This is a genomic window from Paraburkholderia sediminicola, from assembly GCF_046026675.1.
GTDB lineage: Bacteria > Pseudomonadota > Gammaproteobacteria > Burkholderiales > Burkholderiaceae > Paraburkholderia > Paraburkholderia sediminicola_F.
In genome coordinates this window covers 1,037,213-1,054,759 of sequence record NZ_JAQQEY010000001.1, presented here as the reverse complement: position 1 = coordinate 1,054,759, position 17,547 = coordinate 1,037,213, and the positions used below count along the sequence as shown (strand labels likewise).

Below are 17,547 nucleotides of genomic sequence, written 5' to 3'. Positions count from 1 at the left end.
GATAATTGAAGTTTTGACCGGTTCCAGAGATACCAGCAGAGGAGACCATGGACCAAAGCGACTTGAAAGCCCCCACGTGGCAACTGTCCGAACGCGCACGCAAGCTCACGAGCTCGGCGATCCGCGAGATCCTGAAGGTCACGGAACGGCCCGAAGTCATCTCGTTCGCGGGCGGGCTGCCCTCGCCGGCGACCTTCCCGGCCGAGCGCATGCGTGAAGCATCCGACCGCATTCTGCGCGACGCGCCCGCCGCGGCGTTGCAATACAGCGCGACCGAAGGCTATCTGCCGCTGCGTGAATGGATCGCGCAACGCTATTCGGTGAACGGCGCGCAGATTCGTCCTTCGCAGGTACTGATCACGACCGGCTCGCAGCAAGCGCTCGATCTGCTCGGCAAAGTACTGGTGTGCCCGGACAGCCCCGTGCTGGTCGAAACGCCGACTTACCTCGGCGCGCTGCAATCGTTCTCGATGTACGAGCCACGCTACGTGCAAGTGCCGACCGACGAGCAAGGCCTGATTCCCGAAGCGCTCGCCCCCGAGCTGACGGCCGGCGCACGCCTCCTTTACGCGCAACCGAATTTCCAGAATCCGACGGGCCGCCGCCTGCCGATCGAACGCCGCCGCGCGTTGGCCGCGTTTGCAAAGACCGCGCCGTTCCCGGTGATCGAAGACGATCCCTACGGCGCGCTCGACTACGCGGGTGAACCGCTGCCCACCATGCTGTCGATGGCGCCGGATCACATCGTCCATCTCGGTTCGTTCTCGAAAGTGCTGGCGCCTGGCCTGCGGGTCGGCTACATCATTGCGCCCGAAGAGTTGATCTTCAAGCTCGTGCAGGCCAAGCAAGCCACCGATCTGCACACGCCGAGCTTCACGCAACGCATCGTGTACGAAGTGATCAAGGACGGCTTCCTCGACACGCACGTGCCGACCATTCGCGAGCTGTACCGCGATCAATGCGCGGCGATGCTGGCCTCGCTCGAACGCTACATGCCGGAAGGCGTAAGCTGGAACCGTCCGGAAGGCGGCATGTTCGTGTGGGTGAATCTGCCCCCCCAGATCGACAGCATGAAGCTGCTCGAAGAAGCCGTCGCGCAGAATGTCGCGTTCGTGCCGGGCGGTCCGTTCTTCGCGAGCGAAGCCCAGCACAATACGCTGCGCCTGTCGTTCGTCACGGTGCCGCCGGCCAAGATCGACGAAGGCGTATCGCGTCTCGCGGCGCTGATCCGCGCGAAGGTCTAAGCTGTCCCGACCAACCCGCGCCACCGAATTTCATTACTGTTCACTACCGACCAAGGACACACCATGGCTCAATCAAATGTGTACGACAAGCTTAAGGAACTGGGCATCGAACTGCCGAGCGCAGGCGCGCCGGCAGCCGCCTATGTGATGAGCGCGCAAAGCGGCAACACGGTGTACCTGTCGGGCCACATCGCGAAGAAAGACGGCAAGGTGTGGGCCGGCAAGCTCGGCGCCACCCTAACCACCGAAGAAGGCAAGGCCGCCGCGCGCTCCATCGCGATCGACCTGCTCGCCACGCTGCATACGCATGTGGGCGACCTGAACCGCGTCACGCGCATCGTCAAGCTGATGAGCCTCGTCAACTCGACGCTCGAGTTCACCGAGCAGCATCTGGTGACCAACGGCGCCTCCGAACTGATCGCGGACGTGTTCGGCGAGCGTGGCAAACATGCGCGCTCGGCGTTCGGCGTGGCGCAGATTCCGCTCGGCGCGTGCGTCGAGATCGAGATGATCGCCGAAGTCGAATAACAACCGCCAACAGGTTCGGCTGCCGGTTCGCCCGGCCGGTCGTCCCGAGCGTACTGAACGCGTCGCGAGGTGTCTGTCACCTGCGGCGCGTTTTTGCATTTGTGGCGAGGTAGATCGTTCCTTTGTCACCAGATAGAATCCGCGAACCCTATCAATCTGCTGGATTCGCCGGACTGCGCCTGATGACCGCTCACACCGCTCGTTTTAAACAAGTCGACGTGTTCACGTCGGTGCCGTTCAAAGGCAATCCGCTTGCAGTCGTGTTCGATGCCGATGCACTTGATGCGGACCAGATGCAGGCCATCGCGCACTGGACCAATCTTTCCGAAACGACCTTCCTGCTGAAGCCGACCGACCCGGCCGCCGACTATCGCGTGCGTATCTTCACGACGCATGGCGAATTGCCGTTCGCCGGTCATCCGACGCTCGGCACCGCCCATGCGCTGCTCGAAAGCGGCTACAAGCCGAAACAGGCCGGCAAGCTGGTGCAGCAATGCGGCGTGGGTCTCGTCGAATTGAAGGCGCTGAAGGCTACGGCTGAATCGACCGGTGAAGCACAGGACACGTGGGCATTCGCGGCACCGCCCGCACGCGTCACAGCGCTTCCCCAGGATCGGTACGCGGCGCTCACTACGGCTTTGCGTAGCGACGCGATCGACTTCAGCGCGACGCCCTGCGCGGTCGACAACGGTGCGCCATGGCTCGTGGTACGGGTCAATTCAGCGCGCGACTGCCTCGCGCTCGAACCCGATGCCGCCGCGCTCGCTGACCTCGTCCATGCAATGGACACCCACGGCCTCGCCGTCTATGGACCGCACGGCGCTGACGGCCCGGCCACCTTCGAGGTGCGCTGCCTGATGGCAGGCGGCCGCTTCGGCGTCGGCGAAGATCCGGTAACGGGCAGCGCGAACGCCGCGCTCGCGGGCCTGCTGAGCGCCCAGCAGTTGCGCCCTGGCGCACACTACACGGCCCGCCAGGGCACCGTGTTGGGCCGTGCCGGCAACGTTTCGGTGCACTACGACGATGCAGCCGGCAAAACGTGGATCGGTGGGCCGTCGGTGACGATCGTCGACGGCACGTTCCGCTTGCCATGAACGGCGCGGTGCTCGATTGCAGGTTTGCGCACGCCGGCCTGCCGCTGAACGCCAGCCGTGTTTTGCCGCTTCAGGCCACGCTTAACAACAAAATGCCGCACCTTTTGCGCGATTAATGCGCCATGCATGACGCGAGGCCTGGCACACCTGAATTCCATATCCCGATGAAATATTCGAAAACGAGTGCCAGGCCGCAGCCCCATGGCTGGCTGCGCCGGCTGCGAATCCAGCCGGCCGGGACGGCCTGTCGCGCCCGCGTATACCCGATGCGAGGACTCTTCCTTAATCCAGTGGCATTAAGTAATATCGAAACGTACCCGATGACCTGCGGATGGTCAGGCACGACGCCACGCTCCCTTCCCCTGCGCAGCAGTCCCGGCACCTTGGTCACCATGCAGCCACCCATGAAATTAGCGCAGTCAATGCTCGCGCAGTTGCAACTGGCCGGCACCAGGGAACGGGCCGCCCGATGAGCCAGTTCCGCTTCTCCGACCAGCGCGAAGCCAAACCCCGCCGCGACCCTGCCGTGTCGCGCCGCCGTGCCTTGCTCGCCATTCCGGCGCTCGGTGTGCTGGTGCTGATCCTGCTTTGGACTGTGATCTTCGCGCGCCTTTCGGTTGAAAAAGAAGCCACGAATCGCGAGGCGATGGCCTCTGCCGCGATTCTCTCCGCGGCACTGGAACAGCACACCGTCAAGGCGATTCACCAGGTCGACCAGATCACCCGCTTCGTCAAATACGAGTTCGAAAAAACGCCGGATCATTTCGATCTCGCCAGCACGGTGGAAAAAGGTGTGGTGCAAAGCGAGACACTGGTGCAGGTTTCGCTGATCGACGAGCACGGCACGCTGATCGCCAACACGGCTGAACTCAATCCCAAACACATCGATCTGTCGGACCGCGAACACTTCAAGGTCCACGAACACGAAAACGACGACCAGTTGTATATCAGCAAGCCGGTGCTCGGCCGCGTATCAGGCCATTGGACCTTGCAGATGACGCGGCGTCTGAATCATCCCGACGGCTCGTTCGCCGGCGTCGTGGTGGTCTCCGAGGACCCGAGCTATTTCACCAGCGACTTCTACAACAACGCGGCCATTGGTCGTGAGGGCGTGATCGCTGTGATCTCGGACAACGGTACGGTGCTGGCGCGCCGCACGGGTAGCGCCGACAGCGCTAACGGTTCGTTCTCGGCAAGCGGCTCGTATCCGACCTCGGAGCATGTGTCGGGCACCTACGTCGATTCGATCGACAACGTCACGCGTATCGTCTCGTACCGGCATATCGACGGCTACCCGCTTGGCGTGCTAGTCGGTCTGTCGCAAGCCGAAGAATTCGCCGACTACAACCACACGCGCAACGTCTACCTGCTGATGGCGGGCTTCATCTCGCTCGCCATGCTGAGTTTCTTCGCGGTGGCCACCGGCTTGATCGGCAAGCTGCTCGGACGCGAGCGCGAGATGACGCATCTGGTCGAGTACGATCTGCTGACCGGTCTGCGCAATCGCTATGCGACGCTGCAAACACTGCGGCACGACGTCGCGCAGCATTCCAATCTCGGGCGCCTCGCAATCCTCTTCATCGACCTGGACAACTTCAAGACCGTCAACGACACGTTAGGCCACAACGCAGGCGACATCGTGTTGCAAATGACGGCCTCGCGCCTCGCCACCGCGGTCGGCGACGGCGGCGCCTTGAGCCGCATCGGCGGCGACGAGTTCGTCGTAGTGATCAAGGGCGACGACGTCGAGAAGCGCGCCGTCACCCTCGCCGAAGCGGCAGCCGAGGCGTTCTCCAAGCCTTTCGAAGTGCGCGGCAGTTCGTTCGTGCTGCACGCGAGCATCGGCATCGCGCTCTACTCGGTCGCCAACGAGAGCGAGATCGACCTGCTGAAAAAAGCCGACCTCGCGATGTACAGCGCGAAAGACGCGGGCAAGAACTGCTACCAGTTCTATTCGCCGCAGTTGTCGCACCGCGCGGACCATTTGATGAAGTGGGAGCAGCAACTGCGCGTCGCGCTCGCCGAAGGCCAGCTGTTCCTCGCCTATCAGCCGAAGATCGATCTGACGCGCCGCTGCATCACCGGTTTCGAAGCGCTGGTGCGCTGGAATCATCCGCAACACGGTTTGATTCCGGCCAACGAATTCATTCCGGTCGCCGAATCGACCGGCTTGATCGTGCCCATCGGCGACTTCGTGATCGAGACCGCGTGCCGCCAACTGGCGTTGTGGCAGCAACAGGGCTACGACACGCTCTCGCTCGCGGTGAACATCTCCGCGGTGCAATTCTGGCGCGGCGATCTGTACGAAACCATCTCGCACGCGATCGAGGAAAGCGGCATCTCCGCGCGCCGCCTCGAACTCGAAATCACCGAGACGGCGATGATGGAATATCCCGAACTCGTGTCGGAGAAAATCTTCGCGTTGAAGCGCCTCGGCGTGCGCATCGCGCTCGACGACTTCGGCACAGGCTATTCGTCGCTGTCCTACCTGAACCGCTTCTCGGTCGACACGCTGAAGGTGGACCGTTCGTTCGTCCAGGCGATTCCCGGCGACCGCAGCGTCTGCGTGATGGTCACCGCGATCGTCAACCTGGCGCGTTCGCTCGGACTCACGGTGGTGGTCGAAGGCACCGAGACCGAAGAGCAGATCGCGTGGCTCGCCGCGCTCGGCCATATCGAGGCGCAGGGTTTCCTGTTCTCGCGTCCGGTGCCGGTCGAAGCAATTCCGGCGTTGCTCGAACGCTTTGGCGTGTGCGGCATGAAGGGTCACCGCCCCGTGCATGATGTCGACAGTACCAGCAGCGTGTCCAGCACGAGCACCAATAGCTGAATGCGCCCGGCGGTGGCGCCTGTCACGCACAAGCGCGCCACCGCCTTCAGCCTATAAGAGTAGGTGCGGCACCCCCGCGCTTATCCAACCGCTGCATCGCAAAACCGGCTACATTCACGCTGTACTGCGTCACAGCGCGATGCCGTCTGCGGGCCGCGCCCATACACACACAACAATGATCTCAGAGGGCGGGCCGCCCGCGTGCGGGGGCCCGCGTCGCCATGCAGTCGATCACGAGCCAGAATGCCGTTAGGCGAGGAAAACGGGAACCGCTATGGACGCTGTTCCGGGTCGTGTTCGGCCTGTCGGCGCTGTCGTGGGGCGGTCTCGCGCTGATGGCGCAACTCGAAAACCACTACGTAGAGCGCGAGGGACGGCTCTCGCGCGTGGCGTTTTCCGATCTGATCGCGCTTGCCTGGATGGTGCCTGGACCGGTGGGCTGCAATGTCGCCGTGCAACTGGGACATGCGCTGCGTGGACGCGCCGGCGCCTGGGTGGCGGGCGTCGCCAGCGTGCTGCCCTTTTTCATGCTGATGACGCTATTCGCGATCTTCTATCGCACGCCGCTCGTGCGCGCCGCCGCTTCCCAGACCCTGCTCAATCACTTCAGCGTGGTGCTGGCCACGCTGATCGCGATCACCTGGTACAAACAGACGCGCGCGCTGGTGCGCGGCAAGCTCGAATGGATCGCGGCGGGGATCGGTTGCGTGGCGCTCTTCTATGCACGCAGTCCCGCGGCCTATGTGGTAATGCTCGGCGCAGCCTTCGGCACCGGTTGGTTCGTTAGTCCGGTTCGCAATACTCGCATCGTGGTGTCGATTGGTCGCGGCGACTGGCAGATGCTGGCCGCATTGAGCGTGTTGCTGGTGTTGTTCGCCCTGCCGTTGCCGCATCGCTATGAACTGGCGCTGCTATGGCCACGGCTGGCCGGTGCGGGCATGACCTTGTTCGGTGGCGGCTTCTCAGCGTTGCCGGTACTTAAGACATTGTTCGTCACGCCGGCGATCGGCGTGTCGGATAACGACTTCACCTTGGCGTTTTCGCTCTCCCCGTTGTCGCCGGGACCGCTGTTGAATGTGGTGCCGTTCTTCGGCTATCTGGTGGATGGCTGGGCAGGCGCGCTGATTGCTACGCTCGCGCTTTTTGTGCCGTCGGGCTGCCTCGTCGTGCTCGCGCAGCGGCATCTGCATCAGTTGAAGGCCAATCCGCGTTTCGAGCACGGTATGCGGATCCTGCGCGCGGTCACCACCGCGTTTCTGGCGGTGGCCGTGCTGCGCATCGCGGTGCATGTGCCGTTTAAACCTGTGTATCTGGTGACAGCGCTGTTCTCCGGCATGTGCTTCGCAAAGCTCAAGGTGCCGGTGTATGTGGTGTACGGGACCGTGGCGGTCGTATGTGGGTTGTGGCTTGCCTACGGCTCCATGCAGTAGGCCGGCCGGGCGTCAGAACCCGCGCGACAACACCGCCACACCGATCGTCACCACGCCCAGCACGATATTCACCAGCACCAGACGCCGGATCGTACCGACTGCCTGCGCGCCATCCGGCCACTTCTGCGCCTGCACCGCACGGCGAATGCGCGGGAACACGGCGAAACGAATGTGCCCGAAGATCAGCATCATCACGATGCCGAGGCCGGCCATGGCATGCAACGGCCACGTGGCATGACCGCCGCCGAATTGCGTCAGCAGGAAACCCCCGGTGAGGAGAATCACCAGCACGGCTGCGGCGACCCAGTTGAAGAAGCGGCCGAACACCGATTCCCACAATGGCAAACGCAGTTGCGGCGAAAGATCGGCAATGGCCGGGCGCAGACAGAAATGCGCGAACACCATCCCACCCACCCACACGGCGACTGCGAGCAGATGCAAAAAGAGTGCGAGTTCGATAGCTTTGTTCATGTTGTTTTCCTCTCCCTATGACGCCACACCGCTTATGACGAGTGATATTTGTAGCGGCTATTGAGCGCATTCGACCGCGCGCTATGCGTGCAGTTCCATGTACTGACAGCGTCTTAACATTCTTTGTAGTTGTTATTGCAGCGCGTCTGATACCGCGACGCTGCTGCACCCCGGATTTTTACTGCGCGCGGCGTGTGCTTCAAGGTGCGCGTTGCTGCTGTTTGCGCTTTAAAGCACATGCCGCGTTCATGCCTGGCTCTACCTACTTCTATCTACCACCTACTAACTACTAAATACTACCTACGATTACGCGGCGAGTACCGGACGCATACCGTCGAGCTTCATCTTGCTCTCAGGCGCACGCCCCTTGCGCGCCCGCTTGCCAATATGCGGCGTGAGCGTGGCGCCGCTCAGCTTCTCTTCGTCGACACGGCCACCGCGACGCGTGCCGATCAGCACCACGCCCGCCTTGTTGATGGACAGCGCCTGCACCAGCGTTTCGTTGTCGTCGAGCGCCATCAGCGTGACACCGCGTCCGCCGCCCGAGAGCGTCTTCATTTCGTCGAGGCCGAACACCAGCAGGCGTCCACCTGAAGACAGACACGCGATGTGCGTCGCATCCGGCAGCATCGGCATCGGCGCGAGCGGCGCGGCGCCCGCGTCGATCGTCATGAACGACTTGCCGGCCTTCACGCGGCTCACCATATCGCCAACCTTGGCGACAAAGCCGAAGCCGTTACTCGACGCAAGCAGCAATGCCTGATCCGCGGACGCCGCGTAGTAATGCATCAGGTGGCTGCCCGATTCGAGTTCGATCAGCGACGTGACCGGCACGCCATCGCCCCGCCCGCCCGGCAGCATCGCCACCGCCACGGAATAGACGCGGCCATTACTGCCCCATGCGACCAGCGTATCCGGCGTGCGGCACTGGAACGCCGCGTAGAGGCCGTCGCCGGCCTTGAACGTGAAGCCTGCCACATCCAGGCCGTGGCCCTTCAGCGCGCGGACCCAGCCCTTCTGCGACACCACCACTGTCACTGGCTCGTCGACCACCCGCGCTTCGAACGTGGCGCGCTTTTCCTGCTGGATCAGCGTGCGGCGCTCGTCGCCGTATTGCTTCGCGTCGCCTTCGATTTCCTTGATGAGCAAACGCTTCATCGCGGATTCGCTGCCCAGCAGTTCTTCGAGCTTGGCCTTCTCGTCGCGCAGTTCGGACAGTTCCTTCTCGATCTTGATCTTCTCGAGACGAGCCAACTGACGCAGGCGGATTTCGAGAATGTCTTCAGTCTGACGGTCCGACAAACCGAATGCGGCCATCAACGCGACCTTCGGCTCGTCCGATTCGCGGATGATGCGAATGACTTCGTCGATATTCAAAAAGACGATCATCCGGCCTTCGAGAATATGAATCCGGTCGTCGACCTTGCTCAACCGATGACGCGTGCGTCGCGTGACCGTCGCGAAGCGGAACGCGATCCACTCATGGATGATCTCGCTCAAGCCCTTCTGACGCGGCCGGCCGTCGCCGCCCACCATCACCATATTGAGCGACGCGTTCGATTCGAGGCTCGTATGCGCGAGCAACGTGTTGACGAAATCGGTTTGGTCGATGCGGCTCGACTTCGGCTCGAACACCAGACGAACCGGCGCATCCCGGCCCGACTCGTCGCGCACCGCGTCGAGCAGCGCGAGCATGGTCTGCTTGGTCTGCAACTGTTCGGGCGTGAGCGCCTTCTTGCCGAGTTTGATCTTCGGGTTGGTCTGCTCTTCGATTTCTTCGAGGACCTTCTGCGCGGCCGTGTTCGGTGGCAGTTCGGTGATCACGAGTTGCCACTGGCCGCGCGCGAGCTCTTCGATCTTCCAGCGGGCGCGAACCTTCAGGCTACCGCGGCCGGTTTCGTAGGCTGTGGAAATCTCGGCGTCGCTCGAAATGATCTGGCCGCCGCCCGGGAAGTCCGGCCCGGCGATGTGTTGCATCAACTCGGCGTGCTCGATCTTCGGATTACGGATCATCGCTACCGCCGCCGCGGCGACTTCGCGCAGATTGTGCGACGGAATTTCCGTGGCCAGCCCCACCGCAATGCCGGATGCGCCGTTCAGCAACACGAACGGCAAGCGCGCGGGCAACAGCCTCGGCTCTTCGAATTCGCCGTCGTAGTTCTTCATGAAGTCGACCGTACCCTGGTCGATCTCATCGAGCAGCAGCTTCGCGATCGGCGTCAGGCGCGCTTCGGTGTACCGCATGGCCGCTGCGCCGTCGCCGTCGCGCGAACCGAAGTTGCCCTGGCCGTCGATCAGCGGATAGCGCATCGAAAAATCTTGCGCGAGACGCACCAGTGCGTCGTACGCCGACTGGTCGCCGTGCGGGTGGTACTTACCGAGCACGTCGCCGACCACGCGCGCCGACTTGACGGGCTTGGCGTTGTCGCCGAGACCCATGTCGTTCATGGCGAACAGGATGCGGCGCTGCACCGGCTTCTGGCCGTCGCATACGTCAGGCAGCGCGCGCCCCTTGACCACGCTCACTGCGTAGTCGAGGTACTGGCGTTCCGCGTAGTTGCCGAGCGTCAGGAAGTCGCCTTCCGGGGGCGGCGGCTCGGTGAAAAGGTCGAGAGTGTTATCGTCGTCCATCTAGATTCCGTATCCGTGTTTGGCGTGAAGTTTCGTGCGAAGGCAGAGCGCTGTTAAGAACGCCCGCTCAGATATCCGCTTCCACTTCGTTGCCCTTTTCTTCCAGCCAGCTGCGCCGCGACGCCGCTTCACCCTTGCCCATCAGCATCGTCATACGCGCCACCGTGGCGTCATAGTCGAGTTCGCCGAGTGCCACCGGCGTCAGTCGCCGCGTGTCGGGGTTCATCGTGGTGTCCCACAACTGCTCCGCGCTCATTTCGCCCAAGCCTTTGAAGCGGCTGATGGACCATTGCGTGTCGCGTACGCCATCCTTGCGCAGCTTGTCGAGGATCGCTTCGAGTTCGCCTTCGTCAAGCGCGTAGAGCTTCTGCGCCGGCTTCTTGCCGCGCGCGGGCGCATCGACCCGGAACAGCGGCGGACGCGCCACGCACACGTGCCCACGCTCGATCAGCTGCGGGAAATGCTTGAAGAAGAGGGTGAGCAGCAGCACCTGGATGTGCGAACCGTCGACGTCAGCGTCCGACAAGATACAGATCTTGCCGTAGCGTAGATTCGACAGATCGACCTTGTCGTCCGGGCTATGCGGATCGACGCCGATCGCCACCGAAATGTCGTGCACTTCGTTGTTGGCGAACAGGCGGTCGCGCTCGGTTTCCCATGTGTTCAGCACCTTGCCGCGCAGCGGCAGGATCGCCTGGTATTCCTTGTCGCGGCCCATTTTCGCCGAGCCACCCGCCGAGTCACCCTCGACGAGGAACAGTTCGTTGCGGCCGATTTCCGTCGATTCGCAATCGGTCAGCTTGCCCGGCAGAACGGCCACGCCCGAGCTCTTGCGCTTCTCGACCTTCTGGCCAGCACGCGTACGCGCCTGGGCCTGCTTGATGACGAGGTCCGCGAGTTTCTTGCCAAGCTCGACGTGCTGATTCAGCCACAACTCCAAAGCCGGCCGCGAGAACGACGACACCAGCTTCACCGCATCTCGGCTATTCAGGCGCTCCTTGATCTGCCCTTGGAATTGCGGATCGAGCACCTTTGCCGACAACACGAACGACACGCGCGCGAACACGTCTTCCGCCAGCAGCTTCACGCCCTTCGGTTGCAGGTTATGCAACTCGACAAAGCTCTTCACCGCCTGAAACAGACCGTCGCGCAAACCGGATTCATGCGTGCCGCCCGCGGGCGTCGGAATCAGATTGACGTACGACTCGCGCATGAGCGTGCCTTCCTCGCTCCACGCGACGACCCACGTGGCGCCCTCACCTTCAGCAAACGTCTCTTCGCTGGCGCGCGAGTTTTCAACAAAGCGCTCGCCTTCGAACAGCGGGATCAGCAGATCGCTGCCGTTCATGCCCTCGAGCAGATAACCGCGCAAACCGTCTTCGTATTTCCAGGTTTGCGTTTCGCCGGTCTTCTCGTTGATGAGCGTGACTTCGACGCCCGGCAACAGCACCGCTTTCGAGCGCAGCAGACGTTGCAATTCGCCGAGCGGCAGGTTCGGCGAATCGAAGTACTTCGGATTGGCCCACGCGGTGACACGCGTGCCGGACTTCTTGTCGCCTTTTGTCGCGGGACGTACTTCAAGCTGCCTGGCGACGTCGCCGTTGGCAAAACTCAGCTCGGCGATTTTGCCGTCGCGCCATACGGTGACGTCGAGACGAGTAGACAGCGCATTGGTGACCGACACGCCGACGCCGTGCAGGCCGCCCGAGAACGTGTACGCGCCACCGGCGGCTTTATCGAACTTGCCGCCCGCGTGGAGGCGCGTGAAAACGATCTCGACGACCGGCACGCCTTCTTCCGGATGCAGGCCGAACGGAATGCCACGGCCGTCGTCTTCGACCGAGACCGAATGGTCCGTGTGCAGCGTGACCGTGATTTGCCGGCCGTGGCCGCCAAGGGCCTCGTCCGACGCGTTGTCGATGACTTCCTGAATGATGTGCAGCGGATTTTCGGTGCGGGTGTACATCCCGGGCCGTTGCTTGACCGGCTCCAGGCCCTTCAACACCTTGATCGACGCTTCGCTATACGCGGCGTTTGGCTTTTTCGTAGACATGGTTGACTCGGGTGCGTCGGTTCATCGTTGTCCACAGGTCCTGTGGACAGGTCCGTGGACAATGCGTTGAGTTTTCAAAAAAAGCGAAACGAAACAACGGGGTTAGGTAGGTTGCCCGCAGTGCGGGCAACGTGTTTTATCGCCTGGCTTCCCATGGGCGCGCTCGACGGCGGCTCGATGCGGGCTCTACAGCCCGGCAACGGCCAGCCGGTGCGAACGCCGGGGGAAGCCTGTTCGCGGGGTATTTTACTGATTTCGATACAGGGGGCAATTCACGACCTGCAGGATTGGCCGTTTGGATAAGGGCCGGCGCTCGGGCGCGGCCAATTATGTGACCGCGATAAGACCGCTACGGGACCGTGAAAAAACTGCGACGGGACCACTGCACAGCTGCGGCCCCCCACCGCGGCATGAGATCGGCGCAACCTCGGATCGCGCCGCCCCCGCGTATTACTTGCGCTTGTTTTCCAACTCGTCCCAGCGTTCCAGCGCGATCAGCAATTCCTCGTCGATCGCGGCGTAGCGCGCGGTCAGACGCGTGCCCTCCTGAGCGTCTTTCGCGAAGACCGAGCCGTCTTCGAGTTGAGCGCCAATGGTTTTCTGCTCCGCTTCGAGCGCGGCAATTTTGGCCGGCAACGCCTCGAGTTCGCGCTGATCCTTGAACGACAGCTTGGCCGCGCGCTGCGTATTGCGGCTCGCGCCGCTTGCGCCGCCGTCTTTCGCCGCCACTTCTTTGGCTGCTTCCTTCTGCGCTTCCTGCGCCATCCGCTGCGAGCGGTCGCGCTGAATCTGCCAATCGGTAAAACCGCCGACGTATTCGCGCCACTTCCCGCCGCCCTCCGACGCGATCACCGAGGTCGCGACGTTATCCAGAAACGCGCGATCGTGGCTGACCAGCAGCACGGTGCCGTCGTATTCGGTAAGCAGCTCTTCGAGCAGTTCGAGCGTCGGAATGTCGAGGTCGTTGGTCGGTTCGTCGAGCACCAGCACGTTGGCCGGCCGCGCGAACAGACGCGCCAGCAGCAGGCGATTACGCTCGCCGCCCGACAGCGACTTGACCGGCGATCGCGCGCGTTCCGGCGCGAACAGGAAGTCGCCGAGATAGCTCATCACGTGCTTCTTCTGGCCGTTGACTTCGACCCACTCGCTACCCGGGCTGATCGTGTCGGCCAGGCTCTTGTCCAGATCGAGCTGCGCGCGCATCTGGTCGAAGTACGCGACCTGCAGATTGGTGCCGACACGCACCGTGCCTTCGTCCGGCGGCAATTCGCCGAGGATCATCTTCAGCAACGTGGTCTTGCCCGCACCGTTCGGACCGACAAAGCCGATCTTGTCGCCGCGCATCACCGTGGCCGTGAAGTTGTCGACCACCGTGCGCGAACCGTAGCGCTTGGTGACGTCAGTCAGTTCGGCGACGATCTTGCCGGACTTCTCACCTTGGCCCACATCGAGCTTCACGTTGCCCAGCACGTTGCGGCGTTCGGCGCGTTCGTTGCGCATCTCCACGAGCCGCGCAATACGGCCGACGCTGCGCGTGCGGCGCGCTTCCACGCCCTTGCGAATCCACACTTCTTCCTGGGCGAGCAGCTTGTCGAACTTGGCCGCTTCCACTTGCTCGACTTCAAGCTGCTGTGCCTTCCTGGTCTGGTAGGCGCTGAAATTGCCCGGATACGACAGCAGACGCCCGCGATCCAGTTCGACGATGCGCGTGGCGACACGGTCGAGAAACGCGCGATCGTGAGTAATGAAGAGCAGACCCGCGCGCAGCGAGACCAGCAGTTCCTCGAGCCAGCGGATGCCGTCGAAGTCCAGGTGGTTGGTCGGCTCGTCGAGCAGCAGCACGTCCGGTTGCACGACCAGCGCGCGCGCCAGCGCAACGCGCTTTTGCATCCCGCCCGACAGCGAGCCGACCCGCGCCTCGCCATTCAGACCGATCTGCTGCAGCGTGGTGGCCACGCGCGTGCTCCAGTTCCAGGCGTCCGAATGGTCGAGCTCCGATTGCAGCGTGTTCATGCGCGACATCAGCGCGTCGTGCTCCGGGCCTTCCGGCTCGTCGGCGAGCTGATTGGCGACCGCGTCGTATTGATCCAGCAGCTCGCGGGCGTGGGTCAGGCCGGCGGCGACCGCTTCGAACACCGTGTCGTCCGTATCGAATTCCGGCTCTTGCGGCACGTAGACCGAAGTCAGGCCCTGTTGGCGCGTGACGAGGCCGTCGTCCGGCTTGGTCAGATCGGCGACGATCTTCAGCAGCGACGACTTGCCCGCGCCGTTACGGCCGATCAGCCCAACGCGCTCGCCCGCTTCGAGAGAGAAATCCGCGTGATCGAGCAACGCGACGTGACCGAACGCCAGTTGGGCTCCGGTAATGGTGTAAAGCGACATGGAGAATTGGAGAAGACAGCGATGAGTCGGAACTGCTCATTGTACCGGGCGCGCGGGCGGGTGCCTGTATGCCGGAAGAGATAGGCCGAATGGCCCGCTTGCAAAACGGGGACGAACCGGACGCAAGCCCGATGCAGACCGGATCCGACTGCGTTCAAGCCCTGCGCAAGCCAGGATATAAAACGGAAAACGCGGCCGGACGGCGCTCGCGCACGTCCAGCCGCCTCACCCGTCGCGTTACTTCACGTGCACAGTGATGGTTTTGCTCATTTCGGGGCCATACGAACGATGTGCGCCGTCGCCGAATTGCAGCGTCAGCGTATGGTCGCCCGGCGGCAGCGTCAGATCGGTTTCGGTCTGGCCTTTGCCGAAGTGGAGCGATTTGTCGGTGGCGGGAATCACTTCACCCTTGGGAAGCGGCTTGCCGTCGATCAACAGATGATGATGGCCCGTGCCGTCCGTCATCGTGCCGGCCGGCGCGATCTTCATGCCGTCGACACCGAACACCACGTGCACCGGATTGGTGACGGTCGCGCCGTCCGCCGGCTGCACGAAAGACACGCCTGCGGCCTGCGCCGCGCCCGATACCGCGAGCAACCCGGCCAATACAGTTCCGGCCAACCATTTGTTTTTAAACATCGTTTTTCTCCTTTTTGGGAAACAAGAGTCATGCGCGGGCCACGCAGGCGTTGATCGTGGCGCGAGTCGCCTGAGGCCAATCGTCGCAATGCATGCCAGGCGCCCGGCGCACCTGTCCAAACAACTAGCTGCGGATCAAAGCATACACGCTGTGTATGACGGGTCCGTCGCGCGGGCCCGGACATGTCTCAGGCGCTTTGCGGCGATGCCGCATGGGTAAATAGCGGTCCGATTGACAAATTCCGGTAATATTGCGGGTCGCCGCCATGCCCAAAAAAGGGGCAGACTGGGCGGATCAATGCACTGAACCAAAGAAGAGTACGTCGTGAGCGAAGTAATTGAACTGATTGAATATAAGAGCTGGGTCTGCCTGATTTGCGGCTGGATCTACAACGAAGAAGAAGGCCTTCCCGAAGAAGGTATCGCCCCGGGCACGCGCTTCGCCGCGATTCCGGACGACTGGCGCTGCCCGCTGTGCGATGTAGGCAAGGCGGAGTTTGCGGTGGTGGAATTCTGAATGAGATCGATTGAGCCGGGGGTGCGCTGCTTGATGTAGTGCGCCGGGCGGTTCACGCGGCCCAGTGGGTGATGCCCGCTGGGCCGTTTGCTTTGTGGGGCGGGCTTTGCAGCCCTCCTCGTGGAAAGGCGTGTTTGATATACTCTGCGCTCGCTGGCGAATTTGGACTCGCCTGGTCCCTGCCTGGAGTTGTTTGTCGGCGGGATTGCAGCGGTTGTTTTGGTTTGGTCCTCTCCCCGTAGTTCAATGGATAGAACAAGTGCCTCCTAAGCGCTAGATACAGGTTCGATTCCTGTCGGGGGGACCAATCAGCAACATCAGAACACTTCAAAAAAAGCCCCGCCCGGCATTGCCTGGCGGGGCTTTTTTGCCTCCGTCATTACCCACACGGCTACCGAGTACGGAACGGCAGAAGCCAAGTCCCCCGCCGCCTTTCGTGCCGCCCGATCCCACCCACGGAATCCATGCAGCATATAAACCCGCACCTCCCACCAACACCTAAAGTATTCCCCGCGCCCGCCGAAAATCAGGCATGGAAAACGACGACCGCCTCCGCCCTGGCCACCCTCTATATGAAGAAGCGATGGCCCTCGAATTGACCGTGCGCACGCTGCGTCACGCACGGGGCAAGAAGAATCCGGAAGACGTCCTCTATGCTTCACCCGAGTGGAACGTTGTCAGCGAGGAGTTTGTGCGCGACCTTTACCGAGCAATGGGCGGCAACCCGGCCGAGCTGCCCTGACCGCCGCAACGGGTCTCGCCATCACACCGCAGTCGCAGCACAAACCACCCTCACCCCTTCACGCAGGCCGCTTCGGAATATCCAATCCCCTAGCCACCGCCGGACGCGCAACGAACGCCGCCAGCACCCGTTTCACATTCGAAAAGTCGTCAATCCCGACCAGATCCCCTGCTTCGTAGAAGCCAACCAGATTACGCACCCACGGGAAAGTCGCGATATCGGCGATCGAGTACTGATCACCCAGGATCCAGTCGCGTCCTTCAAGCTGCCGATCCAGCACCGCAAGCAACCGCTTCGACTCACCGATATAACGATCGCGCGGGCGTTTGTCTTCGTATTCCTTGCCGGCGAACTTGTGGAAGAAGCCCACCTGGCCAAACATCGGGCCGATGCCGCCCATCTGGAACATCACCCACTGAATCGCTTCATAACGGCCAGCGGCATCCTGCGGAATGAATTTGCCTGCCTTGTCCGCCAGATAGATCAGAATCGCGCCGGATTCGAACAGGGGCAGCGGCTTGCCATCCGGACCGTTCGGATCGATGATTGCCGGAATCTTGTTGTTCGGATTCAGCGACAGAAACTCCGCCGACATCTGGTCGTTCGTATCGAAGCGCACAAGGTGCGGCTCATACGGCAACCCGGTCTCTTCGAGCATGATCGACACCTTCACGCCATTGGGCGTCGGCAGCGAATACAGCTGAATCCGGTCCGGATGCTCGGCAGGCCATTTCTTCGTGATCGGGAAGGCGGAGAGATCGGTCATGGTGATGGTGTAACCCTTGTGCGAAAGCTGCGGCTGAAAATGGGAATCGGGAACCAGCGATCGGCCGGAAGACCGAAAGGAAAGACCCGAACACGCGACCGCCAAATATAAACCGACTCGGCAGAACGCGTGCGTGAGCGCCGCAGTGCGGGTCGCCTCGAATCACCCCAACGCGAACATTGCCACGCGACGCTTTTCCCCACCGCCTAACCACACAAAG

At 62.3% G+C, this 17,547-nt stretch carries 13 protein-coding genes and 1 tRNA gene; 8 read left to right on the top strand and 6 right to left on the bottom strand.

What is annotated here, in order from left to right; translation table 11 throughout:
* Window positions 1-47 precede the first annotated feature (47 nt).
* From PQQ86_RS04580 to PQQ86_RS04560, 5 genes are all read left to right on the top strand, one after another.
* Window positions 48-1,244, top strand: coding sequence for an aminotransferase-like domain-containing protein (locus tag PQQ86_RS04580; protein ID WP_408265125.1), 1,197 nt, complete (start codon window positions 48-50; stop codon window positions 1,242-1,244).
* 63 nt (window positions 1,245-1,307) lie between these two features.
* The gene (locus PQQ86_RS04575; protein WP_154558985.1) at window positions 1,308-1,772 is read left to right on the top strand and encodes a RidA family protein; all 465 of its coding nucleotides are present in this window, start codon (window positions 1,308-1,310) and stop codon (window positions 1,770-1,772) included.
* Window positions 1,773-1,954: 182 nt separating this feature from the next.
* Window positions 1,955-2,866 carry a PhzF family phenazine biosynthesis protein gene (locus PQQ86_RS04570; protein WP_408265124.1) on the top strand — a complete coding sequence of 304 codons (912 nt, stop codon included), beginning with the start codon at window positions 1,955-1,957 and terminating at the stop codon, window positions 2,864-2,866.
* A gap of 469 nt (window positions 2,867-3,335) precedes the next feature.
* A complete protein-coding gene (locus PQQ86_RS04565) occupies window positions 3,336-5,696 on the top strand; it encodes a bifunctional diguanylate cyclase/phosphodiesterase (RefSeq protein ID WP_408265123.1) in 2,361 nt (786 codons plus the stop codon).
* Window positions 5,697-5,917: 221 nt separating this feature from the next.
* Complete coding sequence (locus PQQ86_RS04560; RefSeq protein ID WP_408265122.1) at window positions 5,918-7,126, top strand: chromate transporter; 1,209 nt, start codon at window positions 5,918-5,920, stop codon at window positions 7,124-7,126.
* A gap of 12 nt (window positions 7,127-7,138) precedes the next feature.
* On the opposite strand, the gene PQQ86_RS04555 is transcribed toward PQQ86_RS04560, so the two are convergent.
* The 5 genes from PQQ86_RS04555 to PQQ86_RS04535 form a co-directional block, all read right to left on the bottom strand.
* A complete protein-coding gene (locus PQQ86_RS04555; RefSeq protein WP_408265121.1) occupies window positions 7,139-7,597 on the bottom strand; it encodes a CopD family protein in 459 nt (152 codons plus the stop codon).
* Between the two features lie 306 nt (window positions 7,598-7,903).
* Window positions 7,904-10,228, bottom strand: coding sequence for a DNA topoisomerase IV subunit A (gene parC, locus PQQ86_RS04550; RefSeq protein ID WP_408265120.1), 2,325 nt, complete (start codon window positions 10,226-10,228; stop codon window positions 7,904-7,906).
* A gap of 67 nt (window positions 10,229-10,295) precedes the next feature.
* The gene (locus PQQ86_RS04545) at window positions 10,296-12,281 is read right to left on the bottom strand and encodes a DNA topoisomerase IV subunit B (protein WP_408200679.1); all 1,986 of its coding nucleotides are present in this window, start codon (window positions 12,279-12,281) and stop codon (window positions 10,296-10,298) included.
* Window positions 12,282-12,731: 450 nt separating this feature from the next.
* Entirely contained in the window at window positions 12,732-14,663 is a 1,932-nt protein-coding gene (locus tag PQQ86_RS04540; protein WP_408265119.1) for an ATP-binding cassette domain-containing protein, read from the bottom strand.
* Between the two features lie 237 nt (window positions 14,664-14,900).
* A complete protein-coding gene (locus PQQ86_RS04535; RefSeq protein ID WP_097391769.1) occupies window positions 14,901-15,302 on the bottom strand; it encodes a DUF4399 domain-containing protein in 402 nt (133 codons plus the stop codon).
* Between the two features lie 325 nt (window positions 15,303-15,627).
* Here PQQ86_RS04535 and PQQ86_RS04530 point away from each other — a divergent pair, with 325 nt between their 5' ends.
* The 3 genes from PQQ86_RS04530 to PQQ86_RS04520 all read left to right on the top strand — a co-directional run bounded on the left by PQQ86_RS04530 (window position 15,628) and on the right by PQQ86_RS04520 (window position 16,561).
* Window positions 15,628-15,819, top strand: a complete 192-nt coding sequence (locus tag PQQ86_RS04530; protein WP_097391768.1) for a rubredoxin — start codon at window positions 15,628-15,630, stop codon at window positions 15,817-15,819.
* 232 nt (window positions 15,820-16,051) lie between these two features.
* Window positions 16,052-16,126 (top strand) — tRNA-Arg (locus PQQ86_RS04525).
* 225 nt (window positions 16,127-16,351) lie between these two features.
* Window positions 16,352-16,561, top strand: coding sequence for a hypothetical protein (locus PQQ86_RS04520; protein WP_093643810.1), 210 nt, complete (start codon window positions 16,352-16,354; stop codon window positions 16,559-16,561).
* 58 nt (window positions 16,562-16,619) lie between these two features.
* Here the strand turns inward: PQQ86_RS04520 and PQQ86_RS04515 are convergent, their stop codons facing one another.
* Complete coding sequence (locus tag PQQ86_RS04515; protein ID WP_408265118.1) at window positions 16,620-17,327, bottom strand: glutathione S-transferase N-terminal domain-containing protein; 708 nt, start codon at window positions 17,325-17,327, stop codon at window positions 16,620-16,622.
* Window positions 17,328-17,547 lie beyond the last annotated feature (220 nt).